Annotated in this window: 15 protein-coding genes; 8 read left to right on the top strand and 7 right to left on the bottom strand. The window is 28.6% G+C overall.

The window, feature by feature from the left end; translation table 11 throughout:
• Nucleotides 1–6: 6 nt before the first annotated feature.
• From BZ132_RS06385 to lon, 3 genes are all read right to left on the bottom strand, one after another.
• A complete protein-coding gene (locus tag BZ132_RS06385) occupies nt 7–834 on the bottom strand; it encodes an NAD(+) kinase (protein WP_011406906.1) in 828 nt (275 codons plus the stop codon).
• Nucleotides 835–847: 13 nt separating this feature from the next.
• Complete coding sequence (locus tag BZ132_RS06380; RefSeq protein ID WP_286940663.1) at nt 848–1,678, bottom strand: bifunctional fructose-bisphosphatase/inositol-phosphate phosphatase; 831 nt, start codon at nt 1,676–1,678, stop codon at nt 848–850.
• A 130-nt stretch (nt 1,679–1,808) separates the two neighbouring features.
• A complete protein-coding gene (gene lon / locus BZ132_RS06375; RefSeq protein ID WP_011406904.1) occupies nt 1,809–4,286 on the bottom strand; it encodes an endopeptidase La in 2,478 nt (825 codons plus the stop codon).
• A 298-nt stretch (nt 4,287–4,584) separates the two neighbouring features.
• On the opposite strand from lon, the gene BZ132_RS06370 reads away from it, so the two are divergent.
• Nucleotides 4,585–5,040 (top strand): pyruvoyl-dependent arginine decarboxylase, encoded by a 456-nt coding sequence (locus tag BZ132_RS06370; protein ID WP_011406903.1) that lies wholly within the window; start codon nt 4,585–4,587, stop codon nt 5,038–5,040.
• A gap of 36 nt (nt 5,041–5,076) precedes the next feature.
• Here the strand turns inward: BZ132_RS06370 and hisC are convergent, their stop codons facing one another.
• Together hisC and BZ132_RS06360 are read right to left on the bottom strand one after the other, a co-directional pair.
• Complete coding sequence (hisC, locus tag BZ132_RS06365) at nt 5,077–6,180, bottom strand: histidinol-phosphate transaminase (RefSeq protein WP_286940662.1); 1,104 nt, start codon at nt 6,178–6,180, stop codon at nt 5,077–5,079.
• A gap of 12 nt (nt 6,181–6,192) precedes the next feature.
• Nucleotides 6,193–6,660, bottom strand: coding sequence for a gamma carbonic anhydrase family protein (locus BZ132_RS06360; protein WP_011406901.1), 468 nt, complete (start codon nt 6,658–6,660; stop codon nt 6,193–6,195).
• 196 nt (nt 6,661–6,856) lie between these two features.
• Between BZ132_RS06360 and BZ132_RS06355 the strand changes: the two genes are divergently transcribed.
• Both BZ132_RS06355 and BZ132_RS06350 read left to right on the top strand, forming a co-directional pair.
• Nucleotides 6,857–7,573, top strand: a complete 717-nt coding sequence (locus BZ132_RS06355) for an anaerobic ribonucleoside-triphosphate reductase activating protein (RefSeq protein ID WP_011406900.1) — start codon at nt 6,857–6,859, stop codon at nt 7,571–7,573.
• A gap of 5 nt (nt 7,574–7,578) precedes the next feature.
• Nucleotides 7,579–8,712: a tetratricopeptide repeat protein gene (locus BZ132_RS06350; protein WP_286940661.1), complete on the top strand. Its 1,134-nt coding sequence runs from the start codon at nt 7,579–7,581 to the stop codon at nt 8,710–8,712.
• Nucleotides 8,713–8,714: 2 nt separating this feature from the next.
• Here BZ132_RS06350 and BZ132_RS06345 read toward each other — a convergent pair whose 3' ends face one another.
• A complete protein-coding gene (locus tag BZ132_RS06345; protein WP_011406898.1) occupies nt 8,715–9,449 on the bottom strand; it encodes a UPF0280 family protein in 735 nt (244 codons plus the stop codon).
• A 127-nt stretch (nt 9,450–9,576) separates the two neighbouring features.
• On the opposite strand from BZ132_RS06345, the gene BZ132_RS06340 reads away from it, so the two are divergent.
• The 5 genes from BZ132_RS06340 to cgi121 all read left to right on the top strand — a co-directional run bounded on the left by BZ132_RS06340 (nt 9,577) and on the right by cgi121 (nt 14,739).
• On the top strand, nt 9,577–10,416 hold the full coding sequence (locus tag BZ132_RS06340; RefSeq protein WP_286940660.1) for a PH domain-containing protein: 840 nt from the start codon (nt 9,577–9,579) through the stop codon (nt 10,414–10,416).
• 90 nt (nt 10,417–10,506) lie between these two features.
• On the top strand, nt 10,507–11,667 hold the full coding sequence (locus BZ132_RS06335) for an NAD(P)/FAD-dependent oxidoreductase (RefSeq protein ID WP_286940659.1): 1,161 nt from the start codon (nt 10,507–10,509) through the stop codon (nt 11,665–11,667).
• Entirely contained in the window at nt 11,652–12,722 is a 1,071-nt protein-coding gene (locus tag BZ132_RS06330) for a DNA methyltransferase (RefSeq protein WP_286940658.1), read from the top strand. Before BZ132_RS06335 ends, BZ132_RS06330 begins: the two co-directional genes overlap by 16 nt.
• 9 nt (nt 12,723–12,731) lie before the next feature.
• Complete coding sequence (locus BZ132_RS06325) at nt 12,732–14,219, top strand: (R)-citramalate synthase (protein WP_011406894.1); 1,488 nt, start codon at nt 12,732–12,734, stop codon at nt 14,217–14,219.
• A gap of 4 nt (nt 14,220–14,223) precedes the next feature.
• A complete protein-coding gene (cgi121, locus tag BZ132_RS06320) occupies nt 14,224–14,739 on the top strand; it encodes a KEOPS complex subunit Cgi121 (protein WP_181454863.1) in 516 nt (171 codons plus the stop codon).
• Between the two features lie 71 nt (nt 14,740–14,810).
• Here cgi121 and BZ132_RS06315 read toward each other — a convergent pair whose 3' ends face one another.
• Nucleotides 14,811–15,806, bottom strand: coding sequence for a hypothetical protein (locus BZ132_RS06315; RefSeq protein WP_011406892.1), 996 nt, complete (start codon nt 15,804–15,806; stop codon nt 14,811–14,813).
• Nucleotides 15,807–15,810: the final 4 nt, after the last annotated feature.

Genomic DNA, 15,810 nt, shown 5'->3' with positions numbered 1-15,810 from the left:
TTGTAGTTAACCTACAATTAATTTATTATTTACACTATTATAGAAATTCTTTTTAAATCTAACAAAATATGCTGAATTTTCGGATTTTTTAAGTTTAATTTCTCCTAAATAGTCAAATTCCTTATTTACAATACCATCAAGAACAGCAACTCCTTTTTTACCTTCTTTTAAGAATTTAACTGTGATGATACTATCTGCTGGAACTATTTTTGGCCTAGTATTTAATTTAAATGGACATATTGGTATGATAATTGCTGCATCAACCCTAGGATCAACAATTGGTCCTCCCGCAGACATAGCATAAGCAGTAGATCCACTGGGTGTGGATATAATTAAGCCATCAGCACGAACTTCATCTACAATTTCTTCATCCACAGAAACACGTAAATCTAACATTTTAGCAGGTTGACTTGTCATTAACACCAATTCATTTAAAACAGTATGCCATTGTGAATCAATTAGAACATCTAATTGTAATCTTTCTTCTATAAAGAAATCATAACTTAATAATTTATCAAGACATTCAAATATGTCCTCAGGATCAACTTCAGTTAAAAAACCCACAGTTCCCATATTAATACTAAGTATTGGTATTTTCTTTGGAGATAGATAACGTTGAGCATGTAGGACTGTTCCATCACCACCAACACATAATACAATATCAGCATTCATCTTTGTAATATCTACACTATTTTCTGAGTATTGTGGAAGTTTTTTAGTTAGTTGTGAATCTAATTCAACTTCAATATTATTTTCAAATAAATATTTTATAATAGTATCATCAAGTTCTATAGCTTCTTCTTTATCAGTACGTGAGATAATTCCAATTCTCATATAAATCACAAACTTATTCTAACAATTTAATAATATCTTCATGTATTTTCTCATTTGCTGCTGCTATTATCGATGTTTTTTCTTTTAAATTCAATTGATTATTTATATTTCCTGTTTTTGCATTGGTTACAATACCATTATTTTCTTTTATTATTAATTGTGCTGCAGCAATATCAAGAACTCTTACCTGGCCAATATCTAGGAATACATCGTATGTTCCATCGGCAACATAACATAATTCTATTGCAATAGCACCCATTAAACGCATACGTCTAACTGATGAACATAACTTACTAAGACTATTTTTCTTAGCTCTATAAACATAAGTGCTCACTGTTGATTCAGATGCTTTTGTAATCTCTGAAATCTGCATTGGTTTATCATTTTTTGTAGCTCCATGACCTTTTACAGCCATGTATACATCACCAATAGGGAAGTTTTTAACATAACCTATTTCTATATCTTCCAGTGTAATTTTTTCTAAATCCTCTCCAGAATTAATTTTAGCTAATGCTAGAGAAATACCATAACATGGTATGTTTTTTAAGGCATTACTTGTACCATCTAAAGGATCCATTATAATAATTGCTTCTGGATTATCACCTATTTTAATAGTTCCACTTTCTTCACTAATAACAATCAATGATTTTCCACTCTTTTTAAGAATATCAATAGCCATATCTTCAGCATATTCATCAATTTTATGGGTTGGTGTTCCATCTGCTCCTATCTTTGTTATTGTTCTTATTTGGGGATCGTTTCTGGCAGTATTTATTGCATCTTCCACTTTATTTGTCATATCTTCGAATAAGTCTAGCCAAAAATTTATTTCATTATCATTCATTTTTCCACTTCAAAATTCTCATTATATTGTTATATAATATATTGTAATTAATTTATTATAAAATTAGCATATATTATCAAAAAAAGATTTTTCTAATTGGAAATTATTTAATTAAAAAAAAATAAGGGGATTAGGGTGTTACTTTATTTATTTCATCAATGGAAATATTTAAAGGTTTATTTTCAGGTAATTTTAGTCCAAGAGCTTCATATAATACTTCATCAACAGTTTTCATTGGTTTGAATGTCATATCATCTTTAACTTCACATGGTACATCATCAAGATCCTTCATATTTTCTTCTGGAAGTAAAACTGTTTTTATACCAGATCTATGTGCAGCTATTACCTTTTCTTTTATTCCACCTACAGGTAGAACTTTTCCTCTTAATGAAATTTCACCAGTCATAGCTAGTGTGGAATCAACAGGAGTATTTGTTACAAGGGATGCTATTGTTGTAAGTAGTGTTACTCCTGCAGATGGACCATCTTTGGGTATTGATCCTGCAGGTACATGGATGTGAATATCTCTTTTTTCAATATCTGAATCTTTAAGTACAGTTGCAAGTCTTGATTTTATTAAACTTTGTGCAATCTGTGCAGATTCTTTCATAACATCACCAAGTTGTCCTGTTAATTTTAATTTTTCCTCTCCTGGTAAGAGTACAGCTTCTATAAATAATATGTCTCCACCTATAGGTGTCCATGCAAGACCTGTAACAACACCTGGTGGATTACTATCTGGAACTTTATCATAATGTGATTTTTCATGACCTAATATGTCATAGAGCATGTTTTCATCTACAACATAGGGTCTTTCAACATTATCAACAACAATCTTTTCAGTAACATATCTTGCAATTGCTGCAATTTCTCTTTTAAGACCTCTTACACCAGATTCTCGTGTGTATTTTTCAATTAAACAATCAATAGCATCGTATGTTATTTTAAGATCGTCCTCTGTTAGGCCATGTTCTAGGAGAACTTCTTTAATTAAGTGTTCATCTGCAATATGATGTTTTTCAGTGTTTGTATAACTATCTAATTCAATTATTTCTAGTCTATCTCTTAGTGGTCCTGGTATGTCTTGTAATGAATTAGCAGTTCCTATAAAGAATACATCTGATAGATCATATGGTACTTCAAGGTAGTTGTCTGAGAATGAATCATTCTGTTCAGGATCTAGAACTTCAAGTAGTGCACTAGTTGGATTTCCATTAAGAGATTCAGTCATTTTATCAATTTCATCAAGAACAAATACTGGATTTGTTTTTCCAGCTTTTTTCATTCCATTGATTATACGTCCAGGTAGAGCTCCAAGATACGTTCTTCTATGTCCTCTAATTTCAGATTCATCATTTACTCCACCTAGACTTACTCTTACATATGGTCTCTCAAGTGCTGCCGCAATACTTTTTCCAAGACTTGTTTTTCCAGTTCCTGGTGGTCCAACAAATAGTAGAATAGATCCTTGTTTGTCTTTTTTCATTTTAAGAACAGTTAAATGTTGTATAATTCTAGTTTTTACCTTTTTTAATCCATAATGATCATCATTTAATTGTTTTTTAGCTTTTACTATGTCAATTGTAGGATTTTCTTCTTTATGCCATGGTAGTTGAAGTATGGTATCAAGATAGTTTCTTATTATATTTTCTTCTGCATTGTTTTGTCCTTGTCTTTCTAATTTTGTTACTTCCTCAAGTGCAGCTTCTTCAACTTCTTTTGGAAGTTGGGCATCTTTTATACGTTCTCTGTAGGTTTTATGTGCTGGAGTATCATCTGTCATGTTAAGTTCTTCTTGAATCAACTTCATTTGTTCTCTCAAGAGAGTGTTTTTATGTGTTTCATTCATTTTTTTGTTAAGTTTTTTAGCAAGTTCCATTTGTATGCCTATTGCATCTTTTTGTTCAAGAAGTAGTTGTATAACTTTAAGAGCTCTTATTTTAACAGAATCTAACTCAAGTAGTTCTTGTTTTTTATTAATTGGAACTTTTAGAAATGGAAATACTTCTGCAAGTTTATCTTGTGTATCTAGTTTTCCAAGTATTTTTCTTGTATATTTATCTGTATTTGGTAGGAATTTTGCTATTTCAAGTACTGTTTCATCTATGTTTTTGTTTAATTCTGTTATTTCATCTTCTGTTAGAGTATTTTCTTCTGGAAGTATTTTATATTGAGCATGGAAGAATCCATCTTTTTTAAGGATTTTATTAACATATACTTTATCTTTAACTTTTAATTCAAGTACATATTCTTCGGGTAGTAATTCATTTTCTTTGTCTTCTGTTAAACTTTTTATTTCTAGAATTACCCCCACATCATAGAATTCTACATTTCCATTTCCTTCTTCTAATTTTTTTGGTGTTAATATAATTCCATGATTATTATCATCTACTGTGTGTAGTAGGTTGTCTGTGTGTTGTTTGTCAAGGTTAAGTGTTATATCTGTATGTGGTAAGAGTATTGTATTTGGTATGAAAATTATTGGTAATTGATTTTGGCTATCAGTATCATCAAAACATGTGGGATTGGTGTCTATATCTTTTATGAATCCATCTTTTCTCAGTTGTTGTGTAAATGATAGGTTTTCATTTTCCATCTCTTGGGTCATGTTTTTACTCCTTTTGTTTTTTATGAATTAATAAAATTAATCTTCATTATAATAATTAACTTTTATTTTATTTTTTATAATCTTCTTAAGCTTTTATTTATTCTTTCTTTTGTTTTTTTAGTAGCTTTTTCATGATTTACATATTTTTTATATATAAAAGTAGGCTTATATACTTTTTGATTTTTATAACTAAATGTAATTAAAAGAATCTTTCATATAACATATATGAAATAGAATACCTTTTTAAAAGATAATTTAAACATAATAATATAACAAGTCCTAGGAGGAAATCTAAAACATGAAAGTATCACTAACAAAAGGTGCATCAGAAGGACCAACAAAACTAAATGCATTTGACAATGCACTTCTTGATGCAGATATAGGTAATGTTAATTTAATTCCAGTATCAAGTATGCTACCACCAAATACTCAAGTAATACCAATGCCTAAATTAAAACCAGGAGAAATGACAAACTGTGTATTATCTCATCAATATTCAGATAATCCAGGGGATGAAATATCTGCAGTAATAGCATTTGCTCAAGCAGAAGAGATGGGTTGTGTAATTGAAACATCTGGGATTAACAGAACACTTAAACAACTAAAAGAAGAAGCAAAATTCATGGCAGAGTATATGATAGAAAAAAGGGGCCTTGAAATAATTGATTATAGGGAAGTAATTCAAACACATAAAGTAATAGATAAGGCAAGTGTAGTTGCTGCTTTGATATATCATGATCCTATAAGACACTAAAAAAAAATTAGATAATGAAAAAATAATAGAAATATTTTAATTTTCTACTATTTCTTTTAATATTTCAATAAATTTTTCATTTTTTGGATGTGTTTCAACACTAATGCGAATATAATATTCATCAAGACCAACAAAACTTGTACAGTCACGTACAATTACACCCCTAGACATTAACTTTGAAGTTAATTCTGCTGCTGTGTATCCTGTTTTTCGAACATCCATTAACAAATAATTAGATTTGGATTTATAAATATGAATGTTATCTATACTATTAACACTTTCATACAAGTATTCTCTCTCAGCAATTGCTTTTTCTGTGGATTCTTTAATAAATTCTTCATCATTTAATGTTGCAATAACAGCTTTTTGAGAAGGAACTGTTACACTAAATACTGGTTTTATTCTTGACATTTTTTCTATAAAATCTGGATTTGAAAGACCATATCCAATTCTTAAACCTGCAAGACCCATTACTTTAGAGAAGGTTCTTATTATGAATATGTTATTGTATTTTTTAAGTAAGTTCACATTATTAACTTCAGAAAATTCCCAATATGCTTCATCTATTACAACAAGAGCATCTGTAGCTTCAATAATTCTAACAATATCTTCTTGTGGAATAAGTCCTCCTGTAGGATTGTTTGGAGTACATAAGAAAATTACTTTTGTTTTATCTGTAATGTTATTAAGGACAGAGTCCACATCTAATTTATTTTCTTCAATATTCCATGTAGCATAAACAGCTTTAGCATTAGATTGTTTGAAGGTATATTCATAATATGTATATGTAGGTTGATGTACTATAAATTCATCACCTTCATCAATAACAGTTTTTGCTAATACTTCAAATAATTCATCAGCTCCATCTCCACCAATAATAACTTGATCTTTTGTTACATTAGCATATTTAGCAATTTGTTCTTTAATATATTCATGATTAGATTCAGGGTATCTATTTATTTCATCAATAGAATCAATAATTGCTTGTTTTGCTTTAGGTGAAGGTCCCCATGGATTTTCATTAGATCCAAGTTTAATAATACTTTCTTCAGCAACACCATATTCTTCAGCAATTTCCTTTTTAGATCTACCTGGAACGTAAGTTTTGTATTCCTCTAATATTGCTCTTGTTTTTACCATATAATCCCTTTTTTATTCTTTTTCAAATGCTAATTCAACGTATTCATCAGCATTTTCAGTAATTTCTTTAATTTCTTCTTTAGTTAATTCGCGTACAGCTTTTGCAGGTGATCCAATGATAAGTGATCCTTCGGGAAAAGTTTTATTTTCAGTTACAAGTGCACCTGCTCCAACTAAACAATTCTTAGTAATATGTGCACCATTTAATACAATAGCACCCATTCCTATTAAAACATTGTCTTCAATAGTACAACCATGTATAATTGCATTATGTCCAATAGATACATTTTTACCAATTTTAACTGGATAATTAGTACTTACATGTACAACGCTATTTTCTTGAATATTTGATCTTTCACCAACAGTTACAGGTTCAAGATCTCCTCTTACAACAGCATTATACCATACTGATACTTTATCACCTAATGTTACATCATCAACTACATGTGCACCGTCATAAATTTTAGTTTTATTAGCCATAATTATCACATATTTTTTTCCATATTTTAAATTTAATTAATATAACTAAAAATATTCTTTATTTATTATATATATTTTTTATTTAAACATTTATTTTTTTTAATAAATTAATTTATAAATAAACTTATTATATTACTATGAAACAATTTATTATTATATTAGAAAAAAATACTTATTTAGAATTTGAGTGATTTAATTGAATATACAACCAACTTATTCTTCACTAGATTATCCAGGTAAAATGGCATTAGTTTTATTTATACCAGGATGTGACCTAAGATGTAAATATTGTCACAATCCTCAATTATTAAAGAATGAATCATTATCACGGTGGGATATAGAAGAGGTTGAAGAAGAAATAGATAAAAATGTTGATTTTATTGATGCTATAGTAATAAGTGGTGGTGAAGCATTACTACATATAGATGTAGTAAAACATTATATTCAAAAAGCTAAAGAATTTGATTTATTAATTAAATTAGATACAAATGGATTGCATCCTGAAAATTTAAACCAAATTATAGATGACCTTGATTATGTAGCAATAGATATTAAAGCACCATTAGATAAATATTATAAAATTAGTGATGTGTATCCAAATAATGTTAAGGAAAGTATTAACAAATCAATTGACATAATATTAAATCACAATGTATTTTTAGAATGTCGTACAACATATGTTCCAAATTTGTTAAAACCAGAAGATATTCAAGAATTAACAAGAAATCTTAGATGTAATATATATACATTACAACAATTTAGAAACAGAGTAACATATGATATAAGTCTTTCAACATATGAAGAACCAAATCCAGAGGATCTTGTAGAAATTATAAATTCTCTAGATACAACAATACCTGAAATTCATCTTAAATCTAACCAATTTGGAAATCAAACAATTAAAAAAGAGTAAAAACCATGCCAATTTTATTACTAGGAAATAGAGATATTGATTTGATTAGTGGAAAACGCAATGTTACAATTAGACGTTTGTGGAAACAACCATTATATAGGGGTGATAGGTTATATTGTTACTGGAATATCCTATCTAAAGAACGGGAAAAATTATTTGAAGCTGAAGTTACAAGGGTGGAGATACTGACATTTAATCAAATAATAGAAGATGCAACACTGCCTACTAAGTTAGGATATAAAAATTCGAAGGAAATGGAGAAAGATCTTAAAAAAACATATCCCAACAATGCAAGTGGTAAAGATAAGTTTCAAGTATTTGAATTTCGTAAGTTACATGTAACACAATGGGAAGGTTCAGCAATTAATCAAAAAAACATGATTATTAAAAAGGCAGATGTATTATTTGAGATGGGTAAGTATAAACAATCATCAATCTGTTACAAGGCGGCATTAGAATATGATCATGATGATGTAAAATTACTAAATAGAATTGGTGATACACTCTCACGTCTGGGACAATTTGGGGATGCTATAAATCATTATAAAAAAGCAATAAAATTAGAACCAGACAATGAATATCTCTATAATAACATAGCAATAGCATACCTAAATAAACATGATTTGGAAAAGGCTCTTAAAATGAGTGATAAAGCATTAAGTATCAATATGCATAACACAACAGTATTATATTGGAGAGGATTGATCTATGAAATGCTTAATGATTTTGAAAATGCCTTAAATTCCTTTGACATGGTTATAGAAATAGATGATACAGATGCTGATGTATGGAATGAACGGGCAACAGTATTGAATATGCTTGGTAAAAGTGAAGAAGCATTATATTCCTATGATAAATCATTGGAATTATGTTTAGATAATGATAAAGATTCAAATACTTGGGCAAGTAAAGGAAATACACTCCTTGGACTGCAAAGATATGAAGAAGCAATTGAATGTTATAATAATGCATTAAAACTAAATGAAAACAATCCTATAGTGTTAAATAATAAAGGGGTGGCATATATGGAATTGGATGATTTTAACAATGCAATTAAATGTTTTAGAAAGGTTTTAGTGATGTATCCAGATAATCCTGATGCTCAAGTTCTTCAAGAGGTATGTCTTGAAAATCTATAAATCTATTCTATTTCAAATGCTTCTTTTACATGTGTGTTGTTAATTGAGATTAATTGTGGAATATGTCCAGTTTTACCAAGAGTTTCTCCCTTTATAACAAGAACTCCCTCATAGTAGTCACTGTATTTTTCAGCATAACTTAGAGCATTATGAACAACTTCATTTTCTGTATTTCCATTTCCATAATTACCAATACTTGTTGCAAGACTATCAGCTATGCTACTTTGTTTACTAAATACTATGGTTGCATCAGTACTACCAAAACTTTTTGAAGGACCATCATATGAGGAGGTGCATATGCCGTATTTATAAGGTTTAGGTTTTATTTTAAAACCATAATTATATGAAAAACTAGTTTTTCCAGCATAAATACCCATATTTATCTTTTTGTTTGTTTTAAGAGCAATATCTCCACCATTTTCTACTATTGAAAATTTACTTTTAAATGATTCAAGATAATCTAAACACATCTCACTTATACTTCCAGCAACAGCAGCCATAGGTCCAGTATTTGCTATTTCACCAGCTTTAGTCATTAATTTGAGTATAGGTTTCTTATCAATTAGGGGTATGGGGGTATATGATTTTAGAAAATTGGGATTTTCTTTAATTTCATTTAAAATTATTTCTCTCTGGTTTTGAATAAATGGTTTAATATCACAGTTAATATCTGTTTTTAACATGATATGTGTTGTTTGAATATCTATATTTTTTATATGGAGTGTATTTTTTGGCATTAAAATCACGATTTATTATTTTATAGAATCAAGTATCTTTTTTTTAAATCTTTTATAAAATTATATTATTTATTATTAACAAATATACTTAACATATTTAAAATAATAAATGGGGGCATGATTATCTATGATGCCAAAACCTAATCAATCTAGGCAAAATAAGTATAATACCTATGATAATAGACCATCTAATTGTGAACATGTTCTTCTTGAAACAAGACCGAACATATTATTATACTCAGATAATTTTGTACTGAAAATAGTGGTATTATTCCTGTTAGTATTTTTATTTGCACCATTAATAACAGTATTCTATGGTATACAAAGTAATTTATTAACAACTTTTCAAATCAATCTTGAAAATATGACTTTTATAATGGAATTAATACTTATTTTTTGTATTTTAATTGTAATTATAAAAATAGGATTGGATGTTTTAGATTGGAATTATACACTCTATACTTTAACAGAACAACGTGTAATAATAAGGAGGGGATTTTTCCATAAAGAAAAAATCGCCATGTCTTATAGTAAAATACAAGATATAGAAGTTTCTCAATCAATTATTGAAAGAATTCTAAACTGTGGAAATATGATAATCTATGGTGGACATGATAACTCAGAAACGATTCTTGATGCAGTACCAAATCCTAGTAAAGTTGAAGATATTGTAATGAATAAGATAAGTAATGTCCAATCAGACTCATATAGGGGATATTCAAATTTCAATTCCACATATGATCCTAGATTTAACAAATACAATACTCAATCAAATAATTATCAACAGGATTACCAATATGATAATTATAATCAGAATTTTGATAATCAAAGGGATTATAGAGGTATCCAAGAAGAAAATACTAAAACTTCTAAATGGAAACAAATGATGGGGGATAAGAAAAAATCTAAAAGAGAACTGGATGAAATAATTAACAAACATCAAAATAGATTTAAAAAGTATAAATAATTTTATTTCACCTTCTTTTTTTTTTAGATTGATGGAGTTATATTTATTATAGATTTTTTTTTGAATTATACAACAAATTGGATGTAAAATATGACAAATTATGATATAATTGTAGTTGGTGGTGGACCAATAGGATCTACATATGCATATAAAATGGCAAAATTAGGATATGATGTAGCTCTCTTTGATATGAAAAATAGGATAGGTCAACCACTACAATGTGCTGGACTGGTTTCAACAAATATTGATGATACTAAAAATTTACCAAGAGAATTTATATCTAATGAAGTTAGGGGAGCTAACTTAATATCACCAAATAAAACGACAGTACATGTTGAAAAAGATAATACAGTAGCATATGTGCTAGATAGGGTATTGTATGATAAGTACTTGTTTGATAGAGCTATCAATGCTGGAGTGGATGCCCATATAGGAACAATGGTGGATGATGTTGATATTAACAACACCACATTAAGAATAGGTAATGCATATCATAGAGCTAAATTAATAGCAGTAGCATGTGGACCTAATTCAAAAACATCAAAGAAAATGAATCCTAATTTAGATGAAGATTCATTCATGGCAATACAATACACTATACAAACAGATAATCCAAGTACTGAATTTGTGGATGTATCTGTTAGAGAAGAACTATTACCTGGATTTTTATGGAAAATACCAGTATCATCTAACCAATCAAGAATTGGTTTATTTACAAAAAATTCCTATGGTGGAGCAACAAAACTATTGGATAATGAGCTTTCATTAAATGATGAAATTATTCAAAAACATTATGGAATTATTCCTAGATTTAATATTAATAAGAAAATAGTTCAAAACAACACAATACTTCTAGGAGACACGGCAAGTCAAGTTAAACCTACAACAGGTGGAGGTATTATTTCAGGATTTAACTGTATAGAAATTGCAAAAAATAACAGTAATAAAATGCTTGAATCTGGAGATAATTCATACCTAGAAAACTATGAAAGAGAATATCATGAAAGATATGATGAAGAATTTAGGACTCAACATAATGTTCAAAATATAATGGAAAACATGACTGAGGATGATTTTAATTATATGTTCAATCAATTAAATGAATATGATGTTGATAAAATAATTTCAGAATATGGTGATATGGATAATCAAATTCCATTACTAAAACAATTAATAAAAACAGGAATAATTTTTAAATTATTACCAAAAATAGGTGTAAGGAGACTGAAAAATATATGGAAATCACTGTAGTACTTTCCCAAGAAAATGAAACATTACCTAAAGCAGAATTATTATCAAGACTAGAAACATTGGATATAAAATACACTATTTTAAATGAATATCCTGGAATAATAGAATTGGATGTTGGGGCTACATGGGAAGATATTGTAGAATTGGGAAGTCATTTAGGATATACTCATGAAATACTAAAAACAATATCTAAAACAACACCAGAAAAACTTGAAGAATCAATAGAGGATATAGATTGGACAAAATATGTTACAGATTCATTTAAAGTACGTGTTAAACGTATGGGTGGTGGTGATGTTGATAAAGATAAAATTGAACGTAATATTGGTGGATTTATTAAACAAAAATCAAACATGCCAGTATCATTAGATGATGCAATATGTACAATTAAGTTAATATACACAAATCCAGAACAAGTAGTAAATGAATACAAAGAAGTATCTATAAAAAAATATAATAAAGTAATAATAAGCCAATTAATAATAGAACAAGATAAAAAACATTTCTTTGACAACAAACCACATAAAAGACCATACTTTCATCCAGGTTCAATGAGTCCAAAACTAGCATTATGTATGGTGAATTTAGCTCATGTACATAACAACGACACTGTACTTGATCCATTCTGTGGAACTGGTGGAATTCTTATAGAAGCAGGAATATTAAATACTAAATTAATTGGTTCAGATATTGAAAAACATATGTATGAAGGTTCAAAACTTAACTTGGCACATGAAGGTTTTGAAGACTTTAAAATAATGTGGGAAGATGTACGAAAATTAGAACTTGATGAAACAGTTGATGCAGTGGCAATGGATCCACCATATGGTATATCAACAACTCTTGGTGGAGATAATACAAAAGAACTATATCATGAAGCACTAATTGCAATTTCAAATTATTTAAAAGATGATGGGTATATATGTATGGCAAGTCCACATTACATAGACCTAAATGAAGTTGTAGAGGGTACACCCCTTAAAATTAATCAACAACATGCTATTAGAATGCATAAAAGTTTAACACGTATAATAACTGTTTTATCAAAAAAATAGGTGATAATCATGTTAAATGATTTAAAAATATTGGATACTACTCTAAGGGATGGAGAACAAACACCTGGAGTATTAATCACATCTAATGAAAAGTTAAGAATAGCTTCAAAATTAGATGAGTTAGGTGTGGATGTTATAGAAGCAGGTTCTGCTATAACATCAAAAGATGAACAAAAAAGTATTAAAACCATAACAGAAAATAAGTTAAATGCAGAAATATGTAGTTTTGCAAGACCAATGAAGATAGATATAGATACAGCACTTGATTGTGATGTGGATAGTATTCATCTAGTAATTCCATCATCAGATTTACACATTGACTATAAACTACGTAAAACAAGAGAACAAGTAGAAGAAATGGCAGTTAATGCAACAGAATATGCTAAAAGTCATGGTTTAATAGTTGAATTATCAACAGAAGATGCAACAAGAACAGGTATGGATGATCTTAAACATCTATATAATCAATGTATTGAGGTTGGAGCAGATAGGCTATGTGCATGTGATACAGTGGGAATCTTAACACCAGAACGTTCCTATGAATTCTATAAAGAATTAGCACAACTTCCACAACCACTTAGTGTTCATTGTCATAATGACTTTGGACTTGCAGTTGCAAATACACTAGCAGCTTTAAATGCTGGAGCACAACAGGCACACGTAACAATAAATGGTCTTGGAGAGAGAGCAGGTAATGCTTCCTGTGAAGAGTTAGTAATGGCAATAGAATCATTATACAACATAAAAACAGGAATAAAAACTGAATTATTCTATGAAATATCTCAACTTGTAGAGAGAATATCTGGAGTTACACTTCAATCTAATAAGGCAATAGTTGGAAGTAATGCATTTGCACATGAATCTGGAATACATGCAGATGGAGTACTAAAAAAATCAGAAACATATGAACCAATAAAACCAGAAACAGTAGGACATAGAAGAAGATTTATACTAGGAAAACATGTTGGAAAACATGTGATACATGAAAAAATAAAGGAAACTAATACACAAGTAACAGATGATGAATTAAATAGAATATTTGAAAGAGTAAAATCATTATCAGACATGGGAAAAACAGTAACAGATGTGGATTTACAAGCAATAACAGATGATATTCTAAATATTGACATGGAAGACTCATTAGTACTTCAAGAATACACAACAGTTTCTGGAAATAAAGTAACACCAACAGCATCAGTAAAAGTAAATATAAATAATAGTGAAAGAATAGAAGCAGGAGTAGGTGTAGGGCCAGTTGATGCTGCAATTGAGGCAATACGAAAAACAATTAAAGATACTGCTGATATTACACTTGAAGAATACCATGTTGATGCAATTACTGGTGGAACAGATGCATTGATTGACGTACTTGTAAAACTTAAATATAATGATAAGGTAATAACAGCAAGAAGTACAGAACCTGATATTATAATGGCAAGTGTAGAAGCATATTTAAAAGGAGTAAATAAAATACTTACAGATGAAAAAAGAAGATGAAAGAATGGATTTACAGAAACAATTACTTAATGAATACACAATAACAATACATTCCTATCCTGATAATACAATTGAAAATATTCCAGAATTTCTAAAAAAAATAGATAACATAACTTCCCAAAAAGAAGATTCAACGATACAGTTATTGGATTGTGATTATATCTGTGGAATTAAACACTTAAATCAAGCAATAGCACAGTCAATAAAGGCATTTCAGGAAAAACAAAATTTTGCTCATGACAGAGGACTTGAAATATGTGTAAGATTATCAGCACAAAAACAAATAACACAGGCTCTTAACTTACTTGGAATTAAAAAACAAGGAAATATTACAGTAGTATATATTAATACAACAGATAAACAAATAATGGAAGTAGAAACGTTTTTATCCAATAGACGTGATGAATTACTAGAAGAATATGACTCTAAAAAAATAGTGGAGAAATATGAACTAGTAAATGATGAAAATATAGAGGATACTCTCTGTGAAAAAATTGCATTACTTTCAATAAAAAATTAATTCTCTTTTTCTTTTTTTAAATAATTTGTAATGATTTTTACACTTGAAATATATGACTGCATGGAGTAACTTCATTGTTCATTTATTGATTCTATTATAATTTCTATTAATTCATCAATTTTTTCTTGATTTAATTGATTTATATCTAAATTTTTTACTTCTATGGCAACACATGGTTTTTTTAGTCTATTATAATTAGGGCCTGTTGTTATTATACTTTTATTATCTGTAATATCGAGTTTTTGTCTTATATTATATGCTAATTTTTTAGTTTTACTTTTACTTTCTGTTGTAAATATGGTGTTTATTCCAATGGAGTTACTATGTATGACATTATGTGTTGTATCATCTTCTAATTTTTTTGATAATTCTTTTTTAAGATAAGTATTTAATTTTATTGTTTTATCTAATATGAGTGGTGCCTTTGTTATTTCATTACTTATTCCAGCACATGTTATATTATCTGCTTTAAATGTTTTTAATAGGTGGTTGTTGAATTTTAATTTCTGTGTTATGTTGTTTATAAATCCACCATTTTCTATATTCACTATTTTAGGTGAGCCTGTTGAACATACTTGGATATCACAGTGTTCTTGTGATGACAATTCATTAGATCCTACTGTACCTGAAATATCTAAAACAAGGATAACATCATATAGGGCACATAATTCAAAAATTTCATTTACAGGTTGTAATGCAGTATAACCAGCGAGAGTTGTAATATAAATAGAACCTACATTGTTATTTTTTAAATAATTATGAAGATATTCAATATTTATAATACCATCATCTGTGTCAATAGTATCTACTTGTTTTTTTAATATCTTTGCACTTCTTTCCAATCCATTCCATCCACCTTCATCAGGTATAAGTATAGGTTCAGGTAGTGCTTCAACAACAGTTAATATACAACTATTTGCACTATTGAGTATATGTGTTTCATTTGAAGGCAATAACTCTTGAATACCTTCAATAGCATCAGTATAATAATCATGATTAGAGTAAATAGCCTCCTTCATAAGGGAAGATGCATCTTCAGAACGTTTTTTATAATCTAATTTTAACAAATAT

It is taken from the genome of Methanosphaera sp. DEW79, from assembly GCF_003266085.1.
GTDB lineage: Archaea > Methanobacteriota > Methanobacteria > Methanobacteriales > Methanobacteriaceae > Methanosphaera > Methanosphaera stadtmanae.
This window is presented reverse-complemented; position numbering and strand designations above follow the sequence as displayed.